The organism is Limnobacter sp. 130, assembly GCF_902506325.1.
In the GTDB taxonomy this organism is placed as follows: domain Bacteria; phylum Pseudomonadota; class Gammaproteobacteria; order Burkholderiales; family Burkholderiaceae_B; genus Limnobacter.
Genome location: NZ_LR732328.1, coordinates 168476 through 192735, shown reverse-complemented (window position 1 = coordinate 192735; position 24260 = coordinate 168476). Strand labels below are relative to the sequence as shown.

The window sequence follows — 24260 nt, the reverse complement described above, 5'->3', positions numbered from 1 at the left end:
ACAGGGAAACTTCCGTAGCGTCGAAGCATTCAGCAGGGAGAAAACAAGACATGAAATTCAAAGTAAGTGTGGTTGCATTGGGCATGACAGTGGCCATGGCGGCCTGTTCTAAAAAAGAAGAAACTGTGCCCCCTGAAGCTGCAGTTCCGGTCGAGCAGGTCGCGCCGCAGGCAGTGGCTTACATTACACACCAAGATGGTCCGGTGACCATTTACTCGTTGGCCGACTATTCCAAGATTGGCGAAATTAACGTGGGCGAAGGTGGTCGCGGTGTGGGTTTAACCGACGATGGCAAACTGCTGGTGGTGGCCGTGAAAGAAACCAAAGACCTGGCCATCATTGACACCGCCACCAATCAGGTGGTGCGCCGCGTGCCCGTGGGCATTAACCCCGAATTTGTACGCGTACTTGGCAACCTGGCCTTTGTGGCTTATGAACCGGCATCGAAAGGTGGCCCCCCACCCAAGCCAGGCTCTGCTGAAGCCAAGGCCATTGAGAAAGAACGCGAGGAAGGGGATGAACTACCCGCACAGGTGGCAATTATCGACTTGGTCAAAGGCGAGAAAATCAAGGAAATTACAGCCGGGTTTGAAACCGAGGGCATCGAGTTTTCTGCCGACGGCAAACACATTATTGTGACCAATGAAGCCGATGAAAATGTGTCGGTTCACGACATTGAAACCGGTGAGAAAATCAAACAGATCGACACGGAAAGCTACGGCATTCGGCCCCGTGGCGTGAAGCGCTCACCCGATGGCGAACAGTTTGTGGTGACCCTGGAATACGGCAACAAAATGCTGATTCTGGACAAAAACTACAATGTGATTAACGAGGCCGCCACCGGCGAAGTTCCCTACGGTGTTACCTACACCCGCGACGGTTCTGAAATTGTAGTGGCGCTGGCGCGTGGCAAAGCGATTCAGGTATTTGATGCCAAAACGCTGGAACTCAAACGCGAAATGCCAGTGGGCGAACGCTGCTGGCATTTCAGCTTCACACCCGATGACAAACAATTGATAGTGGCCTGCGGTCGCAGCAACAATATTTTGGTGCTGGACTACGCCACAGGCAATATGATCAAGGACATTCCGGAGGGCAACATGCCTTGGGGTGTCATGGTGTCGCCAAAGTCAGTTGGGTCGTTGGACATACCCGGCTAAGCAAGTTTTTTTGATCGTTTGTACTCCTAAACGAATTTTCCGCGTTAATCAACGAAACGGTTGCCATCATGCAACATATCACCAGGATTAACGTCGTTTAGGAGTCACCTATGAGACGCGTATTTAACGTAATTGACGCCAGTGCGGCATCCCGCACAGCGCGTACAAAAACCGCAACGAATCAATGTATTGAAACCATTCAATCCAGTTGGGCCCAAGCACTTCGATGTGACTTTGGCCGCACTCGCGACGCCATGTTGTGTCACCTGGCTGAAACCACACAGGAATTGGCGCATCAATACCCAAATGATGCAAAGGTTCTGCTTTGGAACGGTATTGTACTGACGGGATATGCAAAATCGTTGGGTGGGCTTTGCGCGCTGCAATTTCAGGCCCATGCAAAAGCGTCATTTGAACGTGCCATTTCACTGGCACCAAACGACGGTGCAGCCTACCTTTACCTGGGTTTGCTGTATGACCATGCACCGGCCGCACCCTACGGCTTTGGCGACGAAAGCATTGCAAAGTCCTTGTTGGAGCAAGGCCTTAAACTCACCATGAATTCGACCGAGCAACTGCGTCGCGCATAAAAAAAAGGAAGGTCAACTCTGCTTGACCTTCCTTTTCCTTGAAGCAACAACCGAAAAAATTAACGGTTGGCAATGTACATGGTGATTTCAAAACCAAAACGCATGTCTACAAATTGTGGGGTGGTCCAGCTCATGTCTACTTCTCCAATGTTGTTGTTTGGGCAGGCAGGTGTTTTTGCCATGTCATTAGATTACTAAACCCTGCTCAGGAATTTTGCCCGAGCTTATTGCGTAATTGAAGGGCTGGTTAATCCCCACCCAATCGCCAGCTTGGTCAGTTCAATGTCATTACTGACCTGCAATTTCTTTTTGATTTGGTAATGAATGTTGTGAATGGTTTTTGCGCTGAGAAAAAGCAGCTCACCAATTTGCTCGGCCGATTGCCCCGCAACCAGCAAACACAACACCTCGAACTCCCGGCTGCTGAGTTCACCCAGCCCGCCCCGGTTGTCACGCAAGCGTGACAGCGCCATTAAACGCGACAAGTCGGCACTGATGAAGGTGCGCCCAGCCAACACCTCACCGATCGCCCTTAACAGCACCTCGGGGCGGCTGCTTTTGGTCACATAACCTTTTGCACCAGCGTCCATGCACGCGCGGGCCAATTCGATCGAATTGTGCATGGTAAACATGAGAAACTTTACGTCAGGCCAACGCCCCAACACCCGCTGAATCAAACTCAAGCCCACCGGTTCGGGCATGCTGATGTCACAAATGATCAAGACCGGCAATTCCTTCTGGCAGGCGGCAAAAGCTTCTTGAGCGTTTTCCGCTTCGCGAACCTGACTAAAACCGCCTTGCGTTTCCAGCAAGTGCCGGTAACCTGCGCGCACCACGGCGTGGTCGTCTACCAGCAAAACATTGCAGTCGGTGTTATTCATGCGGCACCTTGTTGCTGAAATTGGGCCGAGACCACAAACTGCCCTTCTTCAATTTGGGCGTTGAACACACCGCCATGTACCCGCACCCGTTCAGCCAGCAAATTCAGACCCATGCCGCCCGAGGGCGCGGGTGTGTTCGAATGTGGATGCATGGTGTTCTCAACGCGAAGTTCCAACACCTTTTTATGCAAGATTAAACTTACTTTCACGGCAGAGCCGCCAGGCGCTGAATGTCGCCGGGCGTTGGCCAGGCACTCCTCGACCGTGCGGTAAACACAAAGCGCGCGGTCTTTGTCCAACTTGCCCAGTGCAACAGGGTCAAGATTCAGGTTCACAGTCCAACCGCTACCGGCATTAATCTCCCAGCGGGTACACAGGTCTTGAATGGCCATGCCCAGGTCGGCACCCTCCAACACGGGCGGGCACTTGTTCACCAATACTGCGCGCATGCGCTCGAAAGCACCTTCAATTTGTAGATCAATTTCTTCCAGCTTTTCCTGCACCCCGGTATCGCCACCCTTTAACTGCGCACGCAGTTGTGCGCAATTGACGGCGATCAGGCTTAATGACTGGCCCAAATCTGCATGCACCCAATGCGCCAATTCCCGCCGTTCTTCTTCCTGTACGTTCAGCAATTTCATCATCAGGCTGCGGCGGGTTTGGGTCAGGCGCCATAGGCGATCATTCAGGCGATTCACCCCTTGTGCAATGCGGCCAAACTCGCGAGGCTGTACATCGGGCAATTGCTCGGGGGGCGGGCTGTCCTCGGAAATGGCAATGGAGTCAATTTTCTCCACCAAGGTGGCTGCTGGCTGCAAGGCGCGCCCGATCACCACATAGGAAAGGGCTGCAAGACTGGCTACAATCAGGCCGCTGAGCAAGAGCAAGTCGCGCAGTGTGTGCCAAAACTTTGCCAGCACCAATTGCGGATCAGCAGTAATGGTCAACTCGCCAAACGGCTGCCCCCACAACCCCACCGCCTGGGGTGCGGATTCAATTTGCACACCCAATAGCTGCATTAACTTTGCTTCAACAGGGTGGCGAACCAGGTTGTCACAGCCCTCTTGCCGCACCTGCCCGTTCCAGCCCTCATAGCGAATGCAGTACGGTGCCAGCAACAAGCCATACTGGCTGCCCACCAACACCGGCGACCCTTCAATTTCCGGGTTGATTTGCCGCTTGTACATGGAGTATTCCACCATCTCGTGCAGGCGGGCAGCGTCGCTGGCCAAGGCCTGGTCTACCTCATTGGCCGTGCGCAACACCACATAGGCGGAAATCAACACCCAGCACAACAGGCCCAGGGTGATCATTCGCACCAGCAAATAGCGTTTCAGGTTCATGCAAACAGTTTAATCGGCGTTGGGCTGCAAGTGCGCCAGTGCGACCTCCCCGTGCAGGCGGGCCGCCAGCTTTCTTGCAACCGAATAATTGCTCACTGCCTCGCCACGGTTTTGAACACCCAGCCGCCCGAAGGCCTCCTTGATGTGTGCGTTTACCGTGTCGGGACTCATACCCAATATCTTTGCAATTTCCTTGCCTGTTCTACCCAGGGACACCTGTTCCATGACCTGCGCCTGCTTGATGGTCAAGGGCTTGGGGCTACCGGGCATTTGAATCAGGCTTTGAAACTCGTTGCGTTGAGAAAATGACTTCAGGTTTACGGACTCACACTTCAGAAAAGACTGAACCTGAACCATGAGCTCTTTGTAGTGATGACTTTTTGAGAGCAACAATGCGCCTGAGTCGACGATCTGTCGTTCAATTTTTGCATCACTCAACGCTGTAAAAAATATACGAAATGAACTCGGAAAACGCTGTGAGACCAAGTCAATTACCTCGGCAGGCTTGCTGTTGGGCAACACCAGGTCGGACACCACCACATCAAAATCGGCAGACTCGATGTGGTGCAATTGATCCACCGACTCGACAATACGGGTCGTTAGCCCGGGAACAACTGCACCAATAATTTCTTCAACGACCATGGCCGAAGTCGGATGGTCCTCCAGTATCAATAAATTCTTCAAACCCTTATCCCTAAAAGTACGGCTATCAACGTGGCGATATTTATAATTTTTATGTGAATTATTCGTGCGATTATTAAATGAAATGTTTAGTTATGTAAAGAATTCAAAATGCACGAAAATCAAATCACCACATTGCGGTACAGGAGTTCAAAGTTGAAATTTCTGGGGCCCGCTAAATTTCGCGATGCCCAGCAGCAGTAACATGCCCAGCAAGCCCATTAGGTTAATTGCGCCACCGCCGCCCCCACCGCCTGATGATGCGGTGGTTCCAGAGGAAGGCGAACCATCCGCAGTTTCCTGAGCCATCGGGTCGGTTGCGGTAATTTGGCGAGAGTCCGAGTCCAGAGTCACGTCGCTCACAAAAAGTGTTTGACCCGCAGAGGCCGCTTGAACTTCCGAGCTTTCGCTCACCCGATCCGCCTCGAAGCTCAAACGATACACACCCGGAATTGAGAGGTTGATCACAAAACTACTGCTATCCCGTGCAAACGACACAGAGTAGCTTGAGGGATCCACAGCGGGATCATTGGCCACCAGACCAATTGAAGACGCATCGACGTTATTGACTGTGCCAGAGAACTGAAAACTGGCTGTTTCTGTTGGGTTCGATTCCTCTGGTTCACTGGGCAGTTCACCACCATCGCTAATGGGCTGGTTGCTTGAGGTGTCCTCGTCAGGCGCAGGCTCAACAACTTCGTCGGACGCTGGTGGTGAGGTTGTTGTGCCACTAATGTCAACACCAGTCACCGCCAACAGAAATGCTGATGTATTCAGAATGGTGCCGCAGGGTCGCGGATTACTCACGGGATCGCTAATTTGAACGCAGTAGGATTCAGGATCCTGAAACTCATGGCCGGTGTCCTTCAGCGCTTGAATGAGGCTGGCGGAGGTGACCCCTTCACTGAGACCCAGTCGAAGCGCGGTAGCCAGAACACCACTGACCAACGGGGTTGAAAAGCTGGTTCCTGAAGCGAAACTGACGCCATTCATGGACCTTAGAATGCTGGGCTCGGTCACAGGCAGGTTGTCTCCCACACTGGGTTCGCCACCCAATGTAGACGTAATCAACGCGGGGCTTACATTGCCGTATGACGCATCGCCAAAACGTGTGGTTGATGCGCCCACCGAAATGACACCGTTGCAATTGGCTGGCGCGAAAGGCACTTGTTCACCGTACAGCGCGCTGTTGCCAGCGGCAGCTACGATCAAGGTACTGCTGTTGTTCAATACAAAATCAATGGCAGCCTGCTCAAAAGAGGAACAGCTTGAATTACCCCCCAATGACAGGTTAACCACATTGGCCGGATTGTTGTTGGGGGGCAAACGCGCAAAAAACTCGAAGTTTGGATCTTCGCCCGACTCAACCACAAACCTGTCGTACAGGCCAACTGACCACAGCACGCCGAACATGACGCTGACGGAGTCCCCACCGCTGTCACTCAACACACGAATTTGACTGACCCTAAGCGCACGGTCCATTCCAACGATTCCGCTGCTGTTGTCAGCCGCTGCATTAATCAGCGATTGAACTTTACTGCCGTGATAAAAAGGTTCACCACCATTTGCGCCAGATGTGGCGGGTTCGGTTGCATCGGCAAATAGTGCACTGTTGCTGACAAAGCGCTCATTGTTGAAATCGTAATCAACACCTTCAACAAAATTCGCTTCGACATCAAACTGATTATTTAAATCTGGGGCTGGTGCAATACCCGTGTCGAGAACGGCAACCCGAACCATCGACTCTGCGCTAGATGGCGTGCGCTCCAGCAGCTTTACAAATTCAGAGTCGTACACAGGGCTCGATGTCTGATTCGCGCCGGTGTATAGATTTTTTTGATTGGGATACCCCGGGTCATTGAAAATAAAAGGCTTGTAAATTCGGTTCTCGGACACCGAACGCACCGAAGAGTTTGCGCGAAGCAGCTTGAGCACTTGAGCCCGGTCTGCCGTAGTACGCATGTCCTTTGCATTAACCACCCAGAATCTTTTGAGTAGTCGCCCGCCCACTGCCGCATTGATTTTTGTATCGGCCAATACCTTTTTAACCAAAGGTTGACTTGCCTCATTGGGAAGAACCCGCAAGCTCTCGTCTGCCAGCTCGAGAAAAAGAATCTTTTCTTCGGGCACAAGTGGCCTTGCGGCGTCTACGCTTTCAGTTGCTATCGTTTTGGATTTCGTCTTGACTGTTTGCGCCAACACATCAACAGAAAGTGCGTAGGCGCTGAATGTCACCATTGCAACACCGAGAATTGCCGAGTACTTCATTACAACCCCTGCTTCAACTATTACTTCAAATTAATGCCCCAGGTGCGCAGTGATTTTTTGTCATCCACGTGTCACACTTTTTGGCATGCCCTGCTCATCGAACTGAAAGTTAATGCGATCCTCCAGGTACTCCATGGTGACCATGGTCCCCGGCATCAAGATCCGGATCGTTTTAAATTCGACATACTTCTTTGCCAGCTCGGTAAGCTTCATACGAGCCCCATCGGGATCGACCAGTTCGATTTTCTTGATTTGATGCACCTCGCCGAGAATCTTGAACTCCTTGATCTCGGTTTTCACTTCAAACACCATCGTCTTGAATTCACATTCCAGCTGGCCCATTGCACCGGCCTCCGTGCTTGCGCAGATTTGCTCCGCTGTGCGTGGCGTACTCGCAGCACAGGCAGATACGCAGACTAGCAATAACATCAGTCCAAAAGATTGCACAGCTGTACCACCCAAAAATAGTTGCATTGCCCAAGGCTCGCACCGGTCACCGACGCCATTCCAATGTGCTTTAAAGTTTCTGTCAGGTCAAGCCAGCTGTTCGTGAACTTTCCGGGCGATTAGCACTCTGTAGCAAGGAGTGCTAAAATTAACTGGAAATTGGTTCATTAATTCGGAGAAAACCGCAATCATGACCACTGCGTTAACTCTTGCTAACACCCGCGCCATGGGCAACAGCCTTGCTGTGCGCGACCCATGGGCGTTGGTCGCCCGTGGCCCGCTTGGCAACCTGGATGCTTACATTTCCGCCACCCACCAAATTCCCATGCTGACGCAAGAGGAAGAAGTGGAGTTGGGCGAACGCCTGCAGCGCGACAACGACCTGGAAGCTGCCCGCCGCCTGGTGCTTAGCCACCTGCGCCTGGTGGTTGCCGTAGCACGCCAGTACCTGGGCTATGGTTTACCCCATGCTGACCTGATTCAGGAAGGCAATATCGGTTTGATGAAGGCTGTAAAGCGATTCGACTCGTCGCGTGGTGTGCGCCTGGTCAGCTTTGCCCTGCATTGGATCAAGGCCGAAATTCACGAATACATTATCCGCAACTGGCGCATGGTGAAAATGATCACCACCAAAGCGCACCGCAAGCTGTTTTTCAACCTGAACAGCTTCAAGAAGTACGGCCAAACCCTGTCACCCGACCAAATCAACGAGGTGGCCAGTGAGCTGAATGTACGCCCTGAAGACGTGTACGACATGGAACGCCGCATGGCGGGCCATGAATTCAGCCTGGACCCTGTTGTAGACGCAGACAGCGAGGAAAACAGCTACAACCCTGTGCGTTATTTGGCCGCCGAGGGTGCCGAACCCACCGAAGTGCTGGAAGGCGCCAACATGGAACGCCTGCACAGTGAAGGGCTGGACCTGGCACTGGCCAGCCTGGACGAACGCAGCCAACGCATTATTTCCAGCCGCTGGTTGGCTGGCAACAACGCCAAAACCCTGCATGACCTGGCCGCCGAGCTGGGCGTATCGGCTGAACGGGTGCGCCAAATTGAAACCCAGGCCATGAAAAAAATGAAAACTGCCTTGTTGAAGTACGAACACGGTGAGGTTTAAAACAAAGCGGTAATCATTTCGGGTGAAAACTAACCTACACTAAGGGCTTGGCAACAAGCCCTTTTTTATGACCATGATCGAAGTACACCACCTGGAACACTCACGCTCGCAACGAATTATCTGGTTGCTTGAAGAACTTGGCCTGCCTTACAAGGTAACGCGCTATGCGCGTGATGCAAAAACCTACCTGGCCCCGCCTGAACTGCTGAAGATTCACCCCTTGGGGAAATCGCCCGTGATTACCGATGGCGACATTACCGTGGCAGAAAGCGGTGCCATTGTGGAGTACCTGATCGACAAGGCAGGCGGCAAATTGCGCCCCGCAGCTGGCACACAGGCACACCGCGATTACACCTACTGGATGCACTTTGCAGAGGGCACAGCCATGCCACCGCTGGTCATGACGCTGGTGTTCAACAAAATTGAAAACGCGCCGGTACCCGCATTGCTCAAGCCGATCGTGCTGCCAATTGCGCGCGGCATTTCCAAGCAGGTTAAAAGCAATTTCATCAACCCCAATCTTGAAAAGCAGTTCGCCTACATTGAAAGCGTGTTGACCAAGAATGAGTGGTTTTGCGGCAGCGAGATGACGGGTGCTGACTTCATGATGAGTTTTCCGCTTGAAGCTGCAATGAGCCGGGCGGACAGCATTAAAAGCATGCCCAAAATTGCGGCCTACGTGAAACGCATTCATGCCATGCCCAGTTTTGGAAAAGCCCTTGAAGTGGGTGGCCCCTACAATTACGCTTAGTACTCATGAACGCAGCAACCACGTCCATTGAACAACAGGCAAAAATTACCGAGGTCAACGGCAATGTGCAGTTGGTTCGGGATGGTTTTTTCCTGCCCGCGCAACCCGGCATGATGTTATTGCCGGGCGACCGCGTGGTCAGCGACCCTGCCAGCAAAGCAATTATTCAATTCACTGGTGTAAAAGACGCATTGGTGATTGAAAATGGCGCGGCCGCGACATTCAATCTTGAAGTGGTTGCACTGGACCAGGTACCGCAGTGGATTGCCACCGACCTGTACGGCCAAGGCGTGTATTTTGAAAGCCAGCCGCCCGAAAGTGCCGCAAGCACCACCGACACGCCCGACCTGTTCGGCCTGTTTGACACAAGTGCCGAAGGCGGTGACTCCACCGGCTACCCCGTGCTGGAAAGCCTTGTATTTTTAGGTGCCACTGCCGCCATATACAGCGACAACGAAGACAACAACACGAGTACCACTGACACCACCAGCAGCGCCGAATCGGGCAACAACAACGACCCAGGCAATGGTGCCAGCAACCCACCGCCCAACACAAACCCGGAGCCTGAACCCGAGCCTGAGCCCGAGCCAGAAGCCGGCCCACTCGACGCAGTATTGAGCCCCGTGACTGACGCCTTGGATGGCCTGCTTTCCACCTTGGGCGCCCCTTCCCCTTTGGGCAGTCTGCCTGCACCTTTGCAAGCCAGCAACACCCCCAACCTGCCCACCGAGTAAGTTCGAGCCTCTGTTCTGCACAACGGAATAAGCTTTGTGCATAGAACTATGCGCGGCATGAATCCGTACATTCCCTGAATAAGATGTGGGTTGAGTCAAGCAGCAAAGGACATGTGTTTTTATGAACGGCAACACGCGCTTCGAGATTGATTTTTCTGAAGCCAAACCCATTGTCGGTACAAAGGCCCCACGCGAACTCCAGGCACAAGCCAAGTTTGAGCTAAGCCCGTTTTATGAATTTTCGGCACCGGAAGGCATTGAGCGCGCAAGCGGGCCTTGCGCGATAGGCATGGTACTTCACCACCATCAAATTGGCTGGAATCACATACCCAAAGACCGGCACGGCCACCCCCAAAACGACCCATATATTCTCGAAATAATGCGGTGGGCAGCATGCCCCGACCTACTCAGCGGCACCATGGGCACTTCACCAGCCCAACTGCTTAAAGCACTGCGCAAGGCAGAGTTGAATGCCAACTGGTATGCGGGCAACACCGCGCAAACCACACTTGAATTGATTCAGAACGAGTTATTCGAAGGCAGACCCGTCATTGCCTTGCTCAACAACGCGACAGAAGATGAACCACTTTTGCTGGAATGGGAAGTGATCTTCAGTGTTGATGAAGACACCGTGATGTCGAAACAGGCTGGCGCGCAGCCACAAAACAAGCGGCGCACAATTGCCCAATTTGAGAAAGAACTCACACTGAAGCTGACGCAACTAAGCTGCAGTGTAATTACCGCACGAAAGGATTAGTTACTTGCCGTCGAGAATTTGCTCAACGTCGCTGACCACAGGCGCGGAGTCGGCATTGTGACGAACCAGCAAACGGGCACGGCCTTGCTGGTCAAACACATAACTGGCCGAGGTGTGGTCCATCAGGTAATTGTCTGGCGTACTGCCTTCCACTTTTCCAGCGAACACACGCAGGCCAGCCAGCAAAGGCTTTAATTCTTCAGATGACTCGGCGGTCAGCGCATCGAACGAAGGATCAAACTGGGGCACATATTTTTTCAACAGTTCGGGTGTATCGCGCTCGGGATCAACAGACACAAACAACACCTGCAAGTTGTCTCCCTTTTCGCCCAGTTTGGCCTTCACCTCGCTCCATTGCTGCATGGTAATGGGGCACACATCGGGACAATGGGTGTAGCCGAAAAACATGGCCACCACTTTGCCCTTGTAACTTTCCATGGTGCGTTCAGTGCCCGATAGGTCTTTCAGCTTGAAGTTGGCCACCAGGGATGAACCCGTGATGTCGGTATTCGTGAAAGTGGCGGGGCCCGTATTGCAGGCGGCCAGTAGCGCCACTGCGCCAAAAGCCAACGCCTTGCTTACCTGCTGAAACTGCTTGAATACACTGCGCATACTGCTTACACCGTTACATAGTGATCGACCAACAAGGCCGCGAACAAAAACGCCAGATAGGCGATGGAATACGTAAATGCCTTTTTGGCCAAGGCATCGCTGTAGTTTTTCCAGATCTTGTAGCCATACCCAATGAAAATTGCATTCAGCACGACCGCGCTGATCAGGTATATCAGGCCGCTCATTTTCATGGCAAAGGGAATCAACGTGGTGGCTGCCAGCATGATGGTGTACAAAAACACATGGAACTGTGTGAATGCAGCGCCATGGGTTACCGGCAACATGGGCAGGCCCGCGCGCGCGTATTCTTGCGTGCGGTACAGGGCCAGCGCCCAGAAGTGTGGTGGGGTCCACACAAAAATAATCAGGAATAAAACCAGTGCCTCGGCAGACACACTGTTGGTAACCGCGGCCCAACCCAACACCGGCGGCATGGCACCCGATGCGCCACCGATCACGATATTTTGGGGGGTATTGGGTTTCAGCAACAGGGTATAAATGATTGCGTAACCCACGAAGGTGGCCAAGGTAAGCCACATGGTGAGCGGGTTCACGAACACATACAAAATCCACACACCCACGCCGCCGACCATGCTGGAGAAGACCAGCGTTTGGACAGAATTCAGTTCACCCCGTGGCAAAGGGCGGGCACGCGTGCGCGCCATTTTGGCATCAATTTGCTGCTCGACCAGGCAATTGAACGCAGCCGCAGCACCCGCCACCAGCCAAATACCCAAGGTGCCTGCAATAAGTACCTGGACATTGGGCAAACTGGGGGTTGCCAAAAACATGCCAATTACCGCACAGAACACGATCAAGGCCACCACGCGTGGCTTGGTCAATGTCCAGTACTGTTTGGCCACGTGAGCAAAACTGCTCACGGTTTTGGCTTTGTCTGCTTTGGGTGGAGCTGATGGCATGTTGGGCCTTATGAAATTCGATGGCGATTGCCCGCAACCCGATAGTTTACCAAGATCAGGGTGACCAGCAACAGCGCGGCGCCCCCATTGTGCGCCACGGCCAACCACAAAGGCAATTGAAACACCACGTTACCAATACCCATGGCAATTTGCAAAGTCAGCACCGCCGCCACTTTAATGGCCAAAGGCTTGGTACCCGGGTTGCGCCACAGGGCAAACGCGAGAACACCCAAAATACCGGTAACCACCACGGCTCCAATGCGGTGAATGAAGTGAATCGCAGTGAGCGAGGCCACATTCAGAATTTCACCGTTGGGCGTTTCACCCAAGTGCCGAATAATGTGAAATGCGTCTTTGAATTCCATGTGCGGCCACATGCTGCCCTGGCAGGTTGGGAAATCAGTGCACACCACCGCAGCATAGTTGGTGCTAACCCAGCCACCGAGAATAATTTGAGCGATCACTGCCACCAAACCCACTCGCGCCAGAATTCGCAAACCGCCCCCATCACGGGGGGGTGCCAGGCTGCGTGCAGGGCTGGTTTGACGCAACCACAACCAGGTCAGCATGCCAAGAATGGTCATGCCGCCAATAAGGTGCCCGGTCACAATGGCGGGCTTGAGCAACATGGTGACTGTCCAGGCGCCAAAAGCACCTTGCAGACACACTGCAAAAAACAGCCATGTGGCGAGGGCCGGCGACTGCCTGAGCTCCGCCTTTTTTTTCCAGGCCATGGCCATAATGCCGATAATCAGAAAACCGAGAAAGGTGGCCACATACCGATGCGCCATTTCTTTCCAGGCCTTGGGCATGGAAACCGGGCCATGCGTTCCACCCTGAACTTCAACGGCCTGCGCAATTTCCTCGGCGGCATGTGTCGGCGTGAGCTTGCCGTAGCAGCCCGGCCAGTCTGGGCAACCCAAACCCGCATCCGTTAAGCGCACAAACGCGCCCAACATGATCAAAAGGAATGTAAGTACTGTGGTGAATGCGACCAAACGCTTGTAACTGCTCATGCTGCTCTCGTTTTATCCGATGTTTGAAGCCCACAACAGGCGGCTGATGTCTTTGCGAAACTTGTCGAATTGCAGGGTGTTGTTGGGTGGGAAACGCATCATTACATGGCCCAATGGATCGGCCACAAACACGTGATCGCGCACGGTACCAATGTCAGCGCTGCCTTTGTTGCCCACAATGCCCTGCTCCAGTGGCAACCAGCTTTTAAGTTGATCTTCGCTGGCACGTACAAAATGCACATCCGGGAACTGGCGCAAGAGCAGGGTTTCAAGCGGGCCATTGTCGGTTACAAAAACAACTCGCTCGATCCGACCTTGCTCCTTGCCTTTGGATGCACGGGCCTGGCGCTGGAAGTACATGGTGTTCTGGCACACTTCATCGCAATCGCTGTTGATGACCTGAATCAGCACCCATTTGTCGGCCACCTGCTTCATGCTGAAATCATCGCCATTGATGTTTTTGAATACATCAGTGGACACGTTCACCTGCGGATCAAGAATGGTGCCGTAATTGTTGGTGCCATCTGGCTTGTTGAAAAAGTACAAATAGAAAGCCGCCACAATGGGCAAGGCGCATGTCAGGAATACCAACAAAATGGTGATCCGGCTTTTGTTCAGCTTCGCGGGTGCGCTGGCTGCGTTCATTTTTTATTTTCCTTGTAAAACTCGCGTCGAAAAAACTCTCGGTAGACAAAAAACAGAGTCAGCAACACCAACACCGCCGACATGGTAAACCATTGAAATGCGTAACCCTTGTGCTTGGCCACCTGTTCTTGCAGCGGTACTGCCAGGTGATAAAAGCCACCCACCATGCTGGCTAGCTGTTGCTGGCCTGCTGTTTGCGCGACCGGCTGCTGAGTTACCACAAAGTTGCTCACCGGCTCGCCGGTCAGCTTTTCAAATTCGCTCACACTAAAATTCGACCACACATCAAAACCATTGCTTTGAGCCATGACGATGCTTTCAGCTTCGCCCAAAGCCATGCCACGCAATTCAGCAGACTGGGCAAAGCGCGGCAAAATGGTGCCTTGCAAATCAAACAGTTCACCGGCCATTGGGGCATTGGTGGGCATATCGGGTGCCAACCGGGGCTCTGCGGGGTTGCGCAACAACAAACCACGATCCACCGGTATCAGAAAACTGGCGCCATCTGGCCTGAAACCTTGCACCACCTGCACCGCTGGTCGACCATTTACCTGACGATTGTCTATATATATCAGGGCTTTGGCCTCGAACCTACCCTTCAAATCGATTTTTCGGTAGGACAAATTGTCCAAGTCCAACTGGCCACTGGCCGGAGACACAGGCTCGGCGGCCAGCGCACGGGCCTGCGCATCAAACAGGGTTTGTTTTTCCTGGGCGCGCCCGGTTTGCCACTGCCCCAAACTGAAGGTCAGCCACACCAAGCCAAACCCGATCAACAGGGTGAAGATCAGCTTGACTTTGCCGGGTGTTTTCACTGCATTAACCATGACATACTTCCACTTGTGTGCTGTACACGGTTAGTTTTAAAAAGGTGTTCACCATGAAGTTGATCATTGGCCTGGCGTTCCTGGGCATTCTGGCAAGCTTGGGTTCAGCTTTCTTCTTTCTCATGAAAGACAAAAGCAAATCCAGCCGTACTGTAAACGCGTTAACCATGCGCATCGGCTTGTCCATTGCGCTGTTTCTTCTGATTCTGCTTGCCTGGTACATGGGCTGGATAGAGTCAACAGGCATTCGATAAGTTCAAAATCCAAAAAAAAGCCACCGGAGTTTTCCAGTGGCTTTTCTATTTGTAGTTTTTACAGCCTGGTGGGAATGAACCCTGCTTACAGCCAGTAAACCACCACGTACAAGCCCAACCACACCACGTCCACGAAGTGCCAGTACCAGGCAGCCGCTTCGAATGCGAAGTGACTGTCGGGGGTAAAGTGGCCCTTGATGCAACGAATCATGATGAAGAACAACATGATTGCGCCGATGGTGACGTGGAAACCGTGGAAGCCGGTCAGCAAAAAGAACGTTGAACCAAAAATACCAGAGGTCAGTTTGAGGTTCAGGTCGCGGTACGCGTGAATGTATTCATAGGCCTGAAAGCCCATGAAGATTGCGCCCAACAATACGGTCAGCGCCAAGCCCCAAATCAACTGAGAACGCTTGTTGGCGATCAAGGCATGGTGAGCCCAAGTCAGGGTCAAGCCTGAGGTCAGCAGCAATGCGGTGTTGATGGTTGGAATTGGCCAAGGGCCCATGGTTTGGAATGCATCCACAGTACCGGCGGGGCCTGTATTGGGCCAATTGGCAGTGAAGTCAGGCCACAAGAACGCCTTGTTGTCGATGTCGCCAAGCCAGGGCAATGCGATTTGACGGGCATAAAACAATGCGCCGAAAAACGCTGCGAAGAACATGACTTCAGAGAAAATGAACCAGCCCATGGACCAGCGAAATGATACATCGACCCGATCGCTGTACTGGCCGCTTTGAGATTCGCCAACCACGTGCTTGAACCAGCCGGTCAACACATAAATCAGGATACCCATGCTGAGTGCAAACAGGTAAGGACCTGATGCCGCGCCGTTTACCCACTGGGACATGCCCAGTACAAAAAAGAACATGGCCACTGCGCCAAGCACAGGCCAATGGGACAAGCCGGGCACAAAGTAATATGGTGCATTCGCACGCATGGTGGTTTCTCCTATTTCTTTAATTTAGATGCTTCAATACTGCAACAGCGGGTTCCGTACGGCTCAAGCGGAACTCACCACAAAATTCACCAACACCAGCAACCCGATCACAAACCCTGCGGCTGCCAGCAGACCCACGATGATCACGTGGACCGGATTTAACTTTTGCATGTCTTCAGAGTGACTTTTACCCTTGCGAACACCAAAAAACGACCACAGCACAGCCGACAAGGTTTGCAGAAAAGTGGCTTTGCTCGCTTTACGCGATGCGGCCTCTTTGATGTCTTCCGACATTATTCTGCAGCCATGGCTGTCGCGCCGGCCACTTCAAAAAATGTATAACTCAGCGTGATGGTGTGTACATCTTGTGGCAACTCGGGGTTGATCACAAACACCACCGGAAATTCCTTGGTTTCACCCGACTTGAACGGCTGCTGCTTGAAGCAGAAACATTCCAGTTTGGTGAAATGCGCAGCTGCCTTGCTGGGCAAATAACTGGGTATCGCTTGACCCGCCGTATCGTTGGGCAGGTTGTTGTGAACCACGTAATTCATCGTCACCAACTCGCCGGGGTGGACCATCATTCGATTGGTCTCGGGCTTGAACTGAAACTTGCCCCGCTCATTGGCATCAAAAATCACTTCGATGCTTCGGCTTGTGTCCACCTGGGTGTTCTTGGCGATCTCGGCTGCATTTTTAGTTTGCGGCGTGAGCACGTTGATCCCGGTGATCTCGCATATGGCCTTGTAAATTGGCACCAGTGCGTAACCGAAGGCAAACATGGCCACCACAATCACCAGCAGACGCATCAGCATTTGCTTGTGCAAACCACCTGTTCTCTGGTTATTTCCTTGTGCCATGCTGCTTCACCTCTACTGCTAATCAAACAATCAATTCATCAAATTCAGAATGCTCGGCTCCATCACTTTGCGGATCAGGATACCGATAAAAAAAACAGCCGCCACCGAGAGCAAAATTAAACCGGTACGCCTGTTTTGCCTGGATTTCTTTTTCTCTTCAGGTGTCACGCTTACTTCCTTACTGAACCAATTCGTTGTGTGAAAAAGCCTCTGCATGGAAGCCTTTTTACACAACGGAGGGTTGGACTGAGCCAAACCCCCATTGTGAACCCCGCGGTGAATTACTTCACTGTGGGTGGAACTTCAAAAGTGTGGAACGGTGCTGGTGATGGAACTGTCCACTCCAGACCTTCTGCACCTTCCCATGGGCTTGCAGGAGCCTGTTCACCCTGCTGGAACAACCATGCCCGCAACACACACCACAGGAAGATCAACTGTGACAAACCGAACCAGAACGCACCAATGGTGGCAAGGGCGTGGAAGTCAGTGAACTGTGTGGCGTAGTCGGCGTAGCGACGTGGCATACCGGCCAATCCCAAGAAGTGCATGGGGAAGAAGGTCACGTTGAAACTGATCAGCGATGACCAGAAATGCAACTTGCCCAGCTTCTCGCTGTACATGCGGCCAGACCACTTGGGCAGCCAGTAGTACGTACCTGCAAACAAGGCAAACAGTGAACCCGCTACCAACACATAGTGGAAGTGAGCCACCACGTAGTAGGTGTCTTGCAGCTGAATATCAACCGGTGCAATGGCAAGAATAAGACCGGTAAAGCCACCCATGGTGAACACGAAAATAAAACCGACGGCAAACAGCATGGGGGTTTCGAATGTCATCGAACCTTTCCACATGGTGGCCAGCCAGTTAAATACTTTCACGCCGGTGGGCACCGCGATCAGCATGGTGGCATACATGAAGAACAACTGGCCGGTTACGGGCATGCCGGTTGTGAACATGTGGTGAGCCCACACAATGAACGACAAAATCGCGATCGACGATGTGGCGTAAACCATGGAGCTGTAACCAAACAGCGTTTTGCGGGCGAAGGTGGGCACGATGTGACTGATGATGCCGAACGCGGGCAAGATCATGATGTACACCTCGGGGTGACCGAAGAACCAGAAAATGTGCTGGTACATGACGGGGTCGCCGCCGCCGGCTGCGTTGAAGAATGACGTGCCGAAATGGCGATCAGTCAACACCATGGTGATGGCACCGGCCAACACGGGCATTACAGCAATCAGCAGGTAAGCAGTGATCAGCCAGGTCCAGGCAAACATCGGCATCTTCATCAGGGTCATGCCAGGAGCGCGCATGTTCAGGATGGTGGTGATGATGTTGATTGAGCCCATGATCGACGAGGCACCCAGAATGTGCATCGCGAAAATGGCGGCGTCCATGCCGGGGCCCATTTGCACGGACAAAGGTGCATACAGGGTCCAACCAGCAGCGGTTGCGCCACCCGGCATAAAGAATGAAGCGGTCAAAATGATCGCAGCAGGCACCATCAGCCAGAAGCTGAAGTTGTTCATTCGGGCAAACGCCATATCTGAACAGCCGATTTGCAATGGGATCATCCAGTTGGCAAAACCTACAAACGCAGGCATTACCGCACCAAACACCATGATCAAACCGTGCATGGTGGTGAGCTGGTTAAAGAACTCGGGTTGAACCAGTTGCAGGCCAGGTGCAAACAATTCAGCACGCAACATCAGGGCCAACACGCCGCCTTCCAGCAACATGATGAATGAGAAAATCAGGTACATGGTACCGATGTCTTTGTGGTTGGTTGCGTACAACCAACGGCGCCAACCATGCGGGTGGTCGTGCGCGTGGTCATGGTCGTGACCATGTCCGTGGGTTAAATCTGCCGCGGTAGTGCTCATGTAATAAATCTCCTAAGCAATATTAACGTGCAGCCGTAACAGCACTTGGCTGAACAACCGGGTCGGTACCTGTGCCTGCATTGGCCCAAGCGTTTCGTGTGTAAGTAATCACGGAGGCAATTTCAACATCGCTCAACTGCTTCCATGCAGGCATGCCTGCACCCTTGCCGTTCAGCAAAATCGCAATTTGATCCGCCTGCGGGCCTTTCACTGAAGGCGCACCGACTAGCGCAGGGAATGCACCGGGGATGCCCTCACCGGAAGCCTGGTGACAGGCTGCACAGTTGGCGTTGTAAACCTGCTCGCCACGGGCAACCATGTCTTCCTTGGTCCATTCCTTGGTTGGATCGTCCTGCTTGGCTTTCATTTCTTCCAGCTTGGCTTGAACCCACTTGGAGTAGTTTTCTTCGGACACGACTTCAACCACGATGGGCATGTAAGCGTGGTCTTTGCCACACAACTCAGCACACTGACCGCGGTAAATGCCTTCTTTCTCGGCCTTGAACCAGGTGTCGCGCACGAAACCGGGAATCGCGTCTTGCTTCACGCCAAAAGCGGGAATCATCCAGGCGTGAATCACGTCGTTTGCAGTCGTAACCACGCGAACTTTCTTGTTCACGGGCACTACAACATGGTTGTCTACTTCCATCAGGTAGTTTTCACCGCGGGCCACAGCCTGACCTTGATGGTCTTCAATTTGATCGCGCGGAGTCGACAGGGTGGCCAGGAAAGAAATGCCTTCGCCTTCACCGGCCAGGTATTCGTAGCCCCACTTCCACTGGTAACCAGTGGCCTTGATGGTGAGATCGGCATTCGATGTGTCTTTCATGGCAACCACGGTTTTGGTTGCGGGCAATGCCATACCGATCACGATCAGGAACGGCACAATGGTCCACGCAATTTCAACTTTTACACTTTCGTGGAAAGAAGCTGACTTTGCGCCTTTTGATTTGCGGTGCGCATAGATTGAGTAAAACATCACGCCGAACACGGCAACGAAAATAACCAGACAGATCACCAACATCAACGTGTGCAAATCATAGATTTGACGCGCGATTTCGGTAACCGGTTCAACGAGGTTGTATTGCAGGGGTTGCCCAGAAACATTCTCGGCAAACGCAGCACCTCCGAAGGATGTCATCGCAATTGCGGCAGCGGTTGCCACTGCTTTGCGAATACCCAAGGACGACTTCAACATGGCGATCCTCAATCTCAAAAAAAATATCAAACTGGTGGAAGCCGCATGCCTATATTGCACATGCTGCCCTGGCCAACGCTGCCTTTAATTCACGGTGCAGCGCTGACTTGTCTTTCTCGGCAATAAATTTGCCTATTTTTACTTGTTGGCCCCTGTGACTAAATAACAGCGGCGCTTTGTATTTTCCGTTGTAGCTTAATTTGGCCCATTGGGGTGACCATTCAAGCTGGGTCAGCTTGGTGCCATCGACCATCACCAGCGTTAGCTGATTAGGCTGAAGTTCGATCATTTCGTAATCGGCAGCATGCCTCGCGTAGATTACAAATGCCGTTCCCACCAACAACAACTCAAGCCCGGCAAACGGCAACACTATCCAGAAACCTGCCAGCAAAAAACCCGTGGCAATCACCAGGGTGATTACACACAAACTTAAATACCACTGCAAAAGCTGTTTGGGACTGAGCGAACAATTGCGCCTGAATATCCACTTACTACTTTGCGACGCTACCTGTGGCGCGCCGTGTGGTGCATTAGCTGAGCTTGAAATTTCTGGAATCATGCCCATTTACCTCTTAGAGAGCAGTCATTCAGACCCAACGCACCCCCAAAAGAGTGCATTAAAACCTTCGAATTATAGGCCCAAGGCTCCAAAGCAAGCAATAAGACAGGTGCAATCCACGCCTGATTTCCCCGAAATAAGTTGAAAACAATGCGCTACATTTGAAAATGTTGCGCAGCAGCACGTTAATTCGATCCTTTGCGCCCTTTAATGTCCGATATTTTCACGGTTGCAACATCGGTTTTGGGTTTTCTTTTAACCTTCCAGGCGTGCCCATAAATCAATTCGAGGGTAAGCGGAATACGCCCGGTTTCGGGGTTTCGCAGTTGCTCCAACCCCTGCAGGGCTTTTTCCAGCTGGCGCGGAGTTCGCAAACCTTTTTGACGCGGCTCCAGGTGATTGCCTGAAAGTGCGCGCCAATCATCGAGTAGTTTTGCGGGCGAGCTGTAAGTCAGCGTCAATTTTTCCATTTCCATCACCGGGTCGGAAAAGCCTTGCTTGCTCATCAGGTCGCCAAGGTCGTGCATGTCGGCAAAATCAGGCAGAGATTCGCCCAACACTTGCGCAACAGCCTGCAATTCACGCCCTGTATCCGGTCCAAAACAGCTGAAAAACACGCCACCCTCTGGTTTCAATACCCGCAACCACTCGGACAGACATTGCCCGGGATCGCCTGCGGCATGCAACCACAAGGGCGACCAAACCATGGCCTGGCTTTCGTTTGGCAAGGGCAACGGGCTGTTAATGGACAACGGTATTGCTGCAGACGGCTTGGGTGCAGCCCTGCCAGGCCACAATTTGGCCAAAAAAGATGCTGCGGCCTGCTCGACTTGCGCCACAGGCAAATCAATGGCTTTCGGCGCAAATACTGAGAATGCACGCCCTACAAACAAAGTTTTGACCGGTAGCAATGCGGATGGGTGTAACCAGCCCTGATGCACTACCCCTCCCTCGACCGGGCGCATGATTTGCGCTCGGTTCACCATGCGCTGGTTGACCTCTTCGAGGATAAACGGCAAGGGTTGGTGAACACGCCGTGACCATTGGTGTACCAATGCGGCGTTTGATCGGGGAATTTTCCAGAACTGCGAGGACATTGTGCGGCTAGCCATTTCAGCAAAAAGTTGGTGTTTTCTATTCTATAGAAGTTGCTTGAGTATGGGCGGCGCGATGGTGCCCGGGCGCTGCGTGGCCTGCCAAAGCCCATTGCAAGATCAAACCCATGCACTGGGTCGCTTTGTGTGTGGTGGCTGCCAACCCATGATTGACCACCAGGAACCGCTGCGATGCAAACGCTGTGCGCTGGCGCTTGGCCCCCGGCCGCAAGCATTTGGCTGGACACATTGCAGACATTGCAAGCCGCTGATTGAATGCAAGGCCGAGGCACCCCTGGAATGCGTGGTGTGCAGCGATTACCTGGCACCATTTGATCAATGGATTGCGCGCCTGAAGTACGGTAACAACCATGGCATGGCGCGATTTCTGGGCCATTGGCTGGGAACCAGGGTGATGGAATTGGGCATGGAGTTGCCTGACTTACTGATTCCGGTGCCGGTGAGCCCGGACAAATTAAAGCAGCGCGGCTATAATCAAGCCGCTTTGATCGCTCGGCATTTGGGCAGGCATATTCATCGACCTGTCCACAACGGTTGGCTGATCAAAACCAAGGAACTTGGCGCACAAGCGGCCTTGAGCCGGGAAGACCGGCTTCAAAACCTGGAGGGCGCGTTCAGGGCAACGCGTTTGATTCCCAAAGGGATCCGGATTGGCTTGATCGATGATGTAATCACCACCGGCGCCACCCTTCAAAGCTGCGCGGCCGCCCTTCGCAAGGCTGGCGCTGAGTCAATTGTAACCATGGCAGTGTGCAGGACCCCAGAATGATTAATGTGGTATTGGTTGAACCTGAAATTCCGCCCAACACGGGCAATGTTATCCGCTTGTGTGCCAACACGGGCGTGCAACTGCATTTGGTTGAACCCTTGGGCTTTCCGCTTGAAGATGCGCGCATGCGCCGCGCCGGGCTGGATTACCATGAATATGCGAACATGTTGGTGCACCCAAGCTGGCAGGCCTTTTTAGACCGCTGCCAACCCGACCCGCAACGCAGCTTTGCGATGACCACCAAAGGAAAGAATTCGCCGTTTGATGTGCAATTTCAAGCTGGCGATTACCTGATGTTTGGCAGCGAGACCCGGGGGCTTTCAGAAGACGTGCGAAACTGGTTTTCTCGGGAAAACTGGCTTCGATTGCCAATGCGCCCGGAGAGCCGCTCGCTGAACCTGTCCAATTCGGTGGCGGTGATGGTGTATGAGGCTTGGCGACAGTTGGGGCTTGAAGGCGGAAGCTGAGCGTTTATTGCGTGCTCACAGGCTGGTTTGTTTGGCCCGATCGGCTTGGGTTCCGCGTTCTCGACCGCTCGTTAACTGCCCAATCGGCTTGGGTTCCGCGTTCTCGACCGCTCGTTAACTGCCCAATCGGCTTGGGTTCCGATCTCTCGCCTGAAAACCTGTATTTCCCTTGCTGAGCCTTTCGATGCCTGAGAACGACCCTCCTAAAAAGCGGGTCGGGCTCGTTCTCTGTCGCCCCATTCTGGGCGACACCGGCCCTGCTCGGCACGCAAGGGCAGGTTTTCTTGAAGGCGAGGCGATCGAAACACCGCCGCCGATTGGGCTGTTAAGCCAGTGGCGAGATGCGCTGTAGTAGAGATTCGCAAGCGCCGGTTCAAGCCAACTCGGCAGTGCGGCACGAGTAACCCATGCCGAGTTGAGCAAATGACCACAGCCCAATCACGCCGCATCTTCAGACCTCGCCTCGCGTGAGAGCAATCGCATCACGCCCTCCACTGGACTCAACCCGTCGAACAACACGGAATTCACCGCCGCAGTAATTGGCATGTCGACACCCAACTGCGCAGCAAGCTGCTTGACCACCGGCGCACATTTAACGCCCTCGGCAACCTGACCGAGTTCTTTGAGAATGGTGTCCAAGGACTTGCCTTGAGCCAATAGAAGACCAACCCGCCGATTGCGCGACAAATCGCCAGTGCAGGTCAAAATCAAGTCACCAAAACCCGACAAACCGTTCAAGGTTTCAGCTTGTGCGCCCAAGGCCACAGCCAAGCGCTTAATTTCAGCCATGCCCCGGGTAATCAAGGCTGCGCGGGCGTTCAACCCCAGTTGCATGCCATCGCAAATACCAGTGGCAACGGCCATGATGTTTTTGACCGCGCCGCCCACTTCAGCACCCACAAGATCGTCGAGCTCGTAGACCCGCAAGGCCGCATGGTGTGCGGCACGAACCATCGCTTGCCGCGTGGCCTCGTCGGCGCTGGCCGCAGTCAGTGCACACGGCAAGCCGCGCGCCACTTCGGCTGCAAAAGACGGACCAGTAAGCGCGCCGCCATAGGGTTTGCCCAACACTTCTTCGACCACTTGGTGTGGCATTAAACCGCTGCCCACTTCAAAGCCTTTGCACAACCACACCAGCGGGGGCCACTGTTCAATGGGGGCAATTTCCAACAACTGCATCAGAGTTTCACGCAAAGCGCCCATGGGCGTACCCAGCACCCAAAGTGCATCGGTTTGCCCAAGCACATGCCGGGCGGCGGCCGAAAAATCAGCCTGAACCTTGAGGGTTGGAGAAAGTTTGATGCCCGCAAGATAACGCGGGTTTTCTCGCTGGGTGGCGATGGATTGCAGCACATCGGTATCGCGCCCCCACAACACCACATTGTGCGCAAACGACATGTGGGCAGCCACTGCGGTGCCCCATGCCCCCGCACCGAACACGGTGATGTTCATGCGCGCCACCG

The 24260-nt window shown here is 53.2% G+C and carries 29 protein-coding genes; 9 read left to right on the top strand and 20 right to left on the bottom strand.

Annotation, left to right across the window (positions count from 1 at the left end):
* Nucleotides 1–50: 50 nt before the first annotated feature.
* Both FRIGORI9N_RS00915 and FRIGORI9N_RS00910 read left to right on the top strand, forming a co-directional pair.
* Complete coding sequence (locus FRIGORI9N_RS00915) at nucleotides 51–1160, top strand: cytochrome D1 domain-containing protein (RefSeq protein ID WP_159568038.1); 1110 nt, start codon at nucleotides 51–53, stop codon at nucleotides 1158–1160.
* A 110-nt stretch (nucleotides 1161–1270) separates the two neighbouring features.
* Nucleotides 1271–1750, top strand: a complete 480-nt coding sequence (locus FRIGORI9N_RS00910; protein WP_159568037.1) for a hypothetical protein — start codon at nucleotides 1271–1273, stop codon at nucleotides 1748–1750.
* A 59-nt stretch (nucleotides 1751–1809) separates the two neighbouring features.
* Here FRIGORI9N_RS00910 and pqqA read toward each other — a convergent pair whose 3' ends face one another.
* From pqqA to FRIGORI9N_RS00880, 6 genes are all read right to left on the bottom strand, one after another.
* Entirely contained in the window at nucleotides 1810–1884 is a 75-nt protein-coding gene (pqqA, locus tag FRIGORI9N_RS15530; RefSeq protein WP_008247588.1) for a pyrroloquinoline quinone precursor peptide PqqA, read from the bottom strand.
* A 90-nt stretch (nucleotides 1885–1974) separates the two neighbouring features.
* Nucleotides 1975–2631: a response regulator transcription factor gene (locus FRIGORI9N_RS00900; RefSeq protein ID WP_159568036.1), complete on the bottom strand. Its 657-nt coding sequence runs from the start codon at nucleotides 2629–2631 to the stop codon at nucleotides 1975–1977.
* Nucleotides 2628–3974, bottom strand: coding sequence for a sensor histidine kinase (locus tag FRIGORI9N_RS00895; protein ID WP_159568035.1), 1347 nt, complete (start codon nucleotides 3972–3974; stop codon nucleotides 2628–2630). Before FRIGORI9N_RS00895 ends, FRIGORI9N_RS00900 begins: the two co-directional genes overlap by 4 nt.
* 9 nt (nucleotides 3975–3983) lie before the next feature.
* A complete protein-coding gene (locus tag FRIGORI9N_RS00890) occupies nucleotides 3984–4658 on the bottom strand; it encodes a LuxR C-terminal-related transcriptional regulator (protein WP_159568034.1) in 675 nt (224 codons plus the stop codon).
* A gap of 147 nt (nucleotides 4659–4805) precedes the next feature.
* Nucleotides 4806–6923 (bottom strand): S8 family serine peptidase, encoded by a 2118-nt coding sequence (locus tag FRIGORI9N_RS00885; RefSeq protein WP_159568033.1) that lies wholly within the window; start codon nucleotides 6921–6923, stop codon nucleotides 4806–4808.
* A gap of 60 nt (nucleotides 6924–6983) precedes the next feature.
* On the bottom strand, nucleotides 6984–7352 hold the full coding sequence (locus tag FRIGORI9N_RS00880; RefSeq protein WP_201301383.1) for an I78 family peptidase inhibitor: 369 nt from the start codon (nucleotides 7350–7352) through the stop codon (nucleotides 6984–6986).
* 208 nt (nucleotides 7353–7560) lie between these two features.
* Between FRIGORI9N_RS00880 and rpoH the strand changes: the two genes are divergently transcribed.
* The 4 genes from rpoH to FRIGORI9N_RS00860 all read left to right on the top strand — a co-directional run bounded on the left by rpoH (nucleotide 7561) and on the right by FRIGORI9N_RS00860 (nucleotide 10729).
* Nucleotides 7561–8487, top strand: a complete 927-nt coding sequence (gene rpoH / locus FRIGORI9N_RS00875) for an RNA polymerase sigma factor RpoH (RefSeq protein WP_201301382.1) — start codon at nucleotides 7561–7563, stop codon at nucleotides 8485–8487.
* Nucleotides 8488–8560: 73 nt separating this feature from the next.
* Nucleotides 8561–9238, top strand: a complete 678-nt coding sequence (locus FRIGORI9N_RS00870) for a glutathione S-transferase (protein ID WP_159569527.1) — start codon at nucleotides 8561–8563, stop codon at nucleotides 9236–9238.
* A gap of 5 nt (nucleotides 9239–9243) precedes the next feature.
* Entirely contained in the window at nucleotides 9244–9972 is a 729-nt protein-coding gene (locus tag FRIGORI9N_RS00865; protein WP_159568032.1) for a hypothetical protein, read from the top strand.
* Nucleotides 9973–10093: 121 nt separating this feature from the next.
* The gene (locus tag FRIGORI9N_RS00860) at nucleotides 10094–10729 is read left to right on the top strand and encodes a hypothetical protein (RefSeq protein WP_159568031.1); all 636 of its coding nucleotides are present in this window, start codon (nucleotides 10094–10096) and stop codon (nucleotides 10727–10729) included.
* Here FRIGORI9N_RS00860 and FRIGORI9N_RS00855 read toward each other — a convergent pair whose 3' ends face one another.
* Genes FRIGORI9N_RS00855 through FRIGORI9N_RS00835 form a run of 5 tightly spaced genes read right to left on the bottom strand, consistent with a single transcriptional unit; the run spans nucleotide 10730 to nucleotide 14749 of the window.
* Nucleotides 10730–11341: an SCO family protein gene (locus FRIGORI9N_RS00855; RefSeq protein WP_159568030.1), complete on the bottom strand. Its 612-nt coding sequence runs from the start codon at nucleotides 11339–11341 to the stop codon at nucleotides 10730–10732.
* Between the two features lie 5 nt (nucleotides 11342–11346).
* On the bottom strand, nucleotides 11347–12261 hold the full coding sequence (gene cyoE, locus FRIGORI9N_RS00850; protein WP_159568029.1) for a heme o synthase: 915 nt from the start codon (nucleotides 12259–12261) through the stop codon (nucleotides 11347–11349).
* 8 nt (nucleotides 12262–12269) lie between these two features.
* On the bottom strand, nucleotides 12270–13277 hold the full coding sequence (locus FRIGORI9N_RS00845; RefSeq protein WP_159568028.1) for a heme A synthase: 1008 nt from the start codon (nucleotides 13275–13277) through the stop codon (nucleotides 12270–12272).
* Between the two features lie 12 nt (nucleotides 13278–13289).
* On the bottom strand, nucleotides 13290–13922 hold the full coding sequence (locus FRIGORI9N_RS00840; protein ID WP_159568027.1) for a cytochrome C oxidase subunit I: 633 nt from the start codon (nucleotides 13920–13922) through the stop codon (nucleotides 13290–13292).
* Nucleotides 13919–14749 carry an SURF1 family protein gene (locus tag FRIGORI9N_RS00835; RefSeq protein ID WP_159568026.1) on the bottom strand — a complete coding sequence of 277 codons (831 nt, stop codon included), beginning with the start codon at nucleotides 14747–14749 and terminating at the stop codon, nucleotides 13919–13921. Before FRIGORI9N_RS00835 ends, FRIGORI9N_RS00840 begins: the two co-directional genes overlap by 4 nt.
* A 53-nt stretch (nucleotides 14750–14802) precedes the next feature.
* Here FRIGORI9N_RS00835 and FRIGORI9N_RS00830 point away from each other — a divergent pair, with 53 nt between their 5' ends.
* A complete protein-coding gene (locus FRIGORI9N_RS00830) occupies nucleotides 14803–15003 on the top strand; it encodes a twin transmembrane helix small protein (protein WP_159568025.1) in 201 nt (66 codons plus the stop codon).
* An 85-nt stretch (nucleotides 15004–15088) separates the two neighbouring features.
* Here FRIGORI9N_RS00830 and FRIGORI9N_RS00825 read toward each other — a convergent pair whose 3' ends face one another.
* The 8 genes from FRIGORI9N_RS00825 to FRIGORI9N_RS00795 all read right to left on the bottom strand — a co-directional run bounded on the left by FRIGORI9N_RS00825 (nucleotide 15089) and on the right by FRIGORI9N_RS00795 (nucleotide 21558).
* Nucleotides 15089–15943 (bottom strand): cytochrome c oxidase subunit 3, encoded by an 855-nt coding sequence (locus tag FRIGORI9N_RS00825; protein ID WP_159568024.1) that lies wholly within the window; start codon nucleotides 15941–15943, stop codon nucleotides 15089–15091.
* A gap of 63 nt (nucleotides 15944–16006) precedes the next feature.
* Nucleotides 16007–16237: a DUF2970 domain-containing protein gene (locus FRIGORI9N_RS00820; protein ID WP_159568023.1), complete on the bottom strand. Its 231-nt coding sequence runs from the start codon at nucleotides 16235–16237 to the stop codon at nucleotides 16007–16009.
* Entirely contained in the window at nucleotides 16237–16803 is a 567-nt protein-coding gene (locus FRIGORI9N_RS00815; protein ID WP_159568022.1) for a cytochrome c oxidase assembly protein, read from the bottom strand. The genes FRIGORI9N_RS00820 and FRIGORI9N_RS00815 overlap by 1 nt, the downstream gene beginning before the upstream one ends.
* A gap of 30 nt (nucleotides 16804–16833) precedes the next feature.
* A complete protein-coding gene (locus FRIGORI9N_RS15420; protein WP_371717156.1) occupies nucleotides 16834–17019 on the bottom strand; it encodes a cytochrome oxidase small assembly protein in 186 nt (61 codons plus the stop codon).
* Between the two features lie 65 nt (nucleotides 17020–17084).
* Entirely contained in the window at nucleotides 17085–18689 is a 1605-nt protein-coding gene (ctaD, locus tag FRIGORI9N_RS00810; protein WP_159568021.1) for a cytochrome c oxidase subunit I, read from the bottom strand.
* A 22-nt stretch (nucleotides 18690–18711) separates the two neighbouring features.
* Nucleotides 18712–19830: a cytochrome c oxidase subunit II gene (gene coxB / locus FRIGORI9N_RS00805; RefSeq protein WP_236550832.1), complete on the bottom strand. Its 1119-nt coding sequence runs from the start codon at nucleotides 19828–19830 to the stop codon at nucleotides 18712–18714.
* 106 nt (nucleotides 19831–19936) lie between these two features.
* On the bottom strand, nucleotides 19937–20446 hold the full coding sequence (locus FRIGORI9N_RS00800) for a DUF2244 domain-containing protein (RefSeq protein ID WP_159568019.1): 510 nt from the start codon (nucleotides 20444–20446) through the stop codon (nucleotides 19937–19939).
* Between the two features lie 185 nt (nucleotides 20447–20631).
* Nucleotides 20632–21558, bottom strand: a complete 927-nt coding sequence (locus tag FRIGORI9N_RS00795) for a methyltransferase domain-containing protein (protein ID WP_159568018.1) — start codon at nucleotides 21556–21558, stop codon at nucleotides 20632–20634.
* Between the two features lie 46 nt (nucleotides 21559–21604).
* Here FRIGORI9N_RS00795 and FRIGORI9N_RS00790 point away from each other — a divergent pair, with 46 nt between their 5' ends.
* Nucleotides 21605–22330, top strand: a complete 726-nt coding sequence (locus tag FRIGORI9N_RS00790) for a ComF family protein (RefSeq protein WP_159568017.1) — start codon at nucleotides 21605–21607, stop codon at nucleotides 22328–22330.
* A complete protein-coding gene (gene trmL, locus FRIGORI9N_RS00785) occupies nucleotides 22327–22797 on the top strand; it encodes a tRNA (uridine(34)/cytosine(34)/5-carboxymethylaminomethyluridine(34)-2'-O)-methyltransferase TrmL (RefSeq protein WP_159568016.1) in 471 nt (156 codons plus the stop codon). The genes FRIGORI9N_RS00790 and trmL overlap by 4 nt, the downstream gene beginning before the upstream one ends.
* Nucleotides 22798–23235: 438 nt before the next feature.
* Here the strand turns inward: trmL and FRIGORI9N_RS00780 are convergent, their stop codons facing one another.
* Nucleotides 23236–24249, bottom strand: a complete 1014-nt coding sequence (locus tag FRIGORI9N_RS00780) for an NAD(P)H-dependent glycerol-3-phosphate dehydrogenase (RefSeq protein ID WP_159568015.1) — start codon at nucleotides 24247–24249, stop codon at nucleotides 23236–23238.
* Nucleotides 24250–24260 lie beyond the last annotated feature (11 nt).

Bases quoted from the DNA above. Each gene is read 5' to 3' on its own strand.
- FRIGORI9N_RS00915 (WP_159568038.1), top strand. From the start codon at position 51: ATGAAATTCAAAGTAAGTGTGGTTGCATTGGGCATGACAGTGGCCATG.
- FRIGORI9N_RS00910 (WP_159568037.1), top strand. From the start codon at position 1,271: ATGAGACGCGTATTTAACGTAATTGACGCCAGTGCGGCATCCCGCACA.
- FRIGORI9N_RS00900 (WP_159568036.1), bottom strand. From the start codon at position 2,631: ATGAATAACACCGACTGCAATGTTTTGCTGGTAGACGACCACGCCGTG.
- FRIGORI9N_RS00895 (WP_159568035.1), bottom strand. From the start codon at position 3,974: ATGAACCTGAAACGCTATTTGCTGGTGCGAATGATCACCCTGGGCCTG.
- FRIGORI9N_RS00885 (WP_159568033.1), bottom strand. From the start codon at position 6,923: ATGAAGTACTCGGCAATTCTCGGTGTTGCAATGGTGACATTCAGCGCC.
- FRIGORI9N_RS00880 (WP_201301383.1), bottom strand. From the start codon at position 7,352: ATGTTATTGCTAGTCTGCGTATCTGCCTGTGCTGCGAGTACGCCACGC.
- rpoH (WP_201301382.1), top strand. From the start codon at position 7,561: ATGACCACTGCGTTAACTCTTGCTAACACCCGCGCCATGGGCAACAGC.
- FRIGORI9N_RS00870 (WP_159569527.1), top strand. From the start codon at position 8,561: ATGATCGAAGTACACCACCTGGAACACTCACGCTCGCAACGAATTATC.
- FRIGORI9N_RS00865 (WP_159568032.1), top strand. From the start codon at position 9,244: ATGAACGCAGCAACCACGTCCATTGAACAACAGGCAAAAATTACCGAG.
- FRIGORI9N_RS00860 (WP_159568031.1), top strand. From the start codon at position 10,094: ATGAACGGCAACACGCGCTTCGAGATTGATTTTTCTGAAGCCAAACCC.
- FRIGORI9N_RS00855 (WP_159568030.1), bottom strand. From the start codon at position 11,341: ATGCGCAGTGTATTCAAGCAGTTTCAGCAGGTAAGCAAGGCGTTGGCT.
- cyoE (WP_159568029.1), bottom strand. From the start codon at position 12,261: ATGCCATCAGCTCCACCCAAAGCAGACAAAGCCAAAACCGTGAGCAGT.
- FRIGORI9N_RS00845 (WP_159568028.1), bottom strand. From the start codon at position 13,277: ATGAGCAGTTACAAGCGTTTGGTCGCATTCACCACAGTACTTACATTC.
- FRIGORI9N_RS00840 (WP_159568027.1), bottom strand. From the start codon at position 13,922: ATGAACGCAGCCAGCGCACCCGCGAAGCTGAACAAAAGCCGGATCACC.
- FRIGORI9N_RS00835 (WP_159568026.1), bottom strand. From the start codon at position 14,749: ATGGTTAATGCAGTGAAAACACCCGGCAAAGTCAAGCTGATCTTCACC.
- FRIGORI9N_RS00830 (WP_159568025.1), top strand. From the start codon at position 14,803: ATGAAGTTGATCATTGGCCTGGCGTTCCTGGGCATTCTGGCAAGCTTG.
- FRIGORI9N_RS00825 (WP_159568024.1), bottom strand. From the start codon at position 15,943: ATGCGTGCGAATGCACCATATTACTTTGTGCCCGGCTTGTCCCATTGG.
- FRIGORI9N_RS00820 (WP_159568023.1), bottom strand. From the start codon at position 16,237: ATGTCGGAAGACATCAAAGAGGCCGCATCGCGTAAAGCGAGCAAAGCC.
- FRIGORI9N_RS00815 (WP_159568022.1), bottom strand. From the start codon at position 16,803: ATGGCACAAGGAAATAACCAGAGAACAGGTGGTTTGCACAAGCAAATG.
- FRIGORI9N_RS15420 (WP_371717156.1), bottom strand. From the start codon at position 17,019: ATGCAGAGGCTTTTTCACACAACGAATTGGTTCAGTAAGGAAGTAAGC.
- ctaD (WP_159568021.1), bottom strand. From the start codon at position 18,689: ATGAGCACTACCGCGGCAGATTTAACCCACGGACATGGTCACGACCAT.
- coxB (WP_236550832.1), bottom strand. From the start codon at position 19,830: ATGACATCCTTCGGAGGTGCTGCGTTTGCCGAGAATGTTTCTGGGCAA.
- FRIGORI9N_RS00800 (WP_159568019.1), bottom strand. From the start codon at position 20,446: ATGATTCCAGAAATTTCAAGCTCAGCTAATGCACCACACGGCGCGCCA.
- FRIGORI9N_RS00795 (WP_159568018.1), bottom strand. From the start codon at position 21,558: ATGGCTAGCCGCACAATGTCCTCGCAGTTCTGGAAAATTCCCCGATCA.
- FRIGORI9N_RS00790 (WP_159568017.1), top strand. From the start codon at position 21,605: ATGGGCGGCGCGATGGTGCCCGGGCGCTGCGTGGCCTGCCAAAGCCCA.
- trmL (WP_159568016.1), top strand. From the start codon at position 22,327: ATGATTAATGTGGTATTGGTTGAACCTGAAATTCCGCCCAACACGGGC.
- FRIGORI9N_RS00780 (WP_159568015.1), bottom strand. From the start codon at position 24,249: ATGAACATCACCGTGTTCGGTGCGGGGGCATGGGGCACCGCAGTGGCT.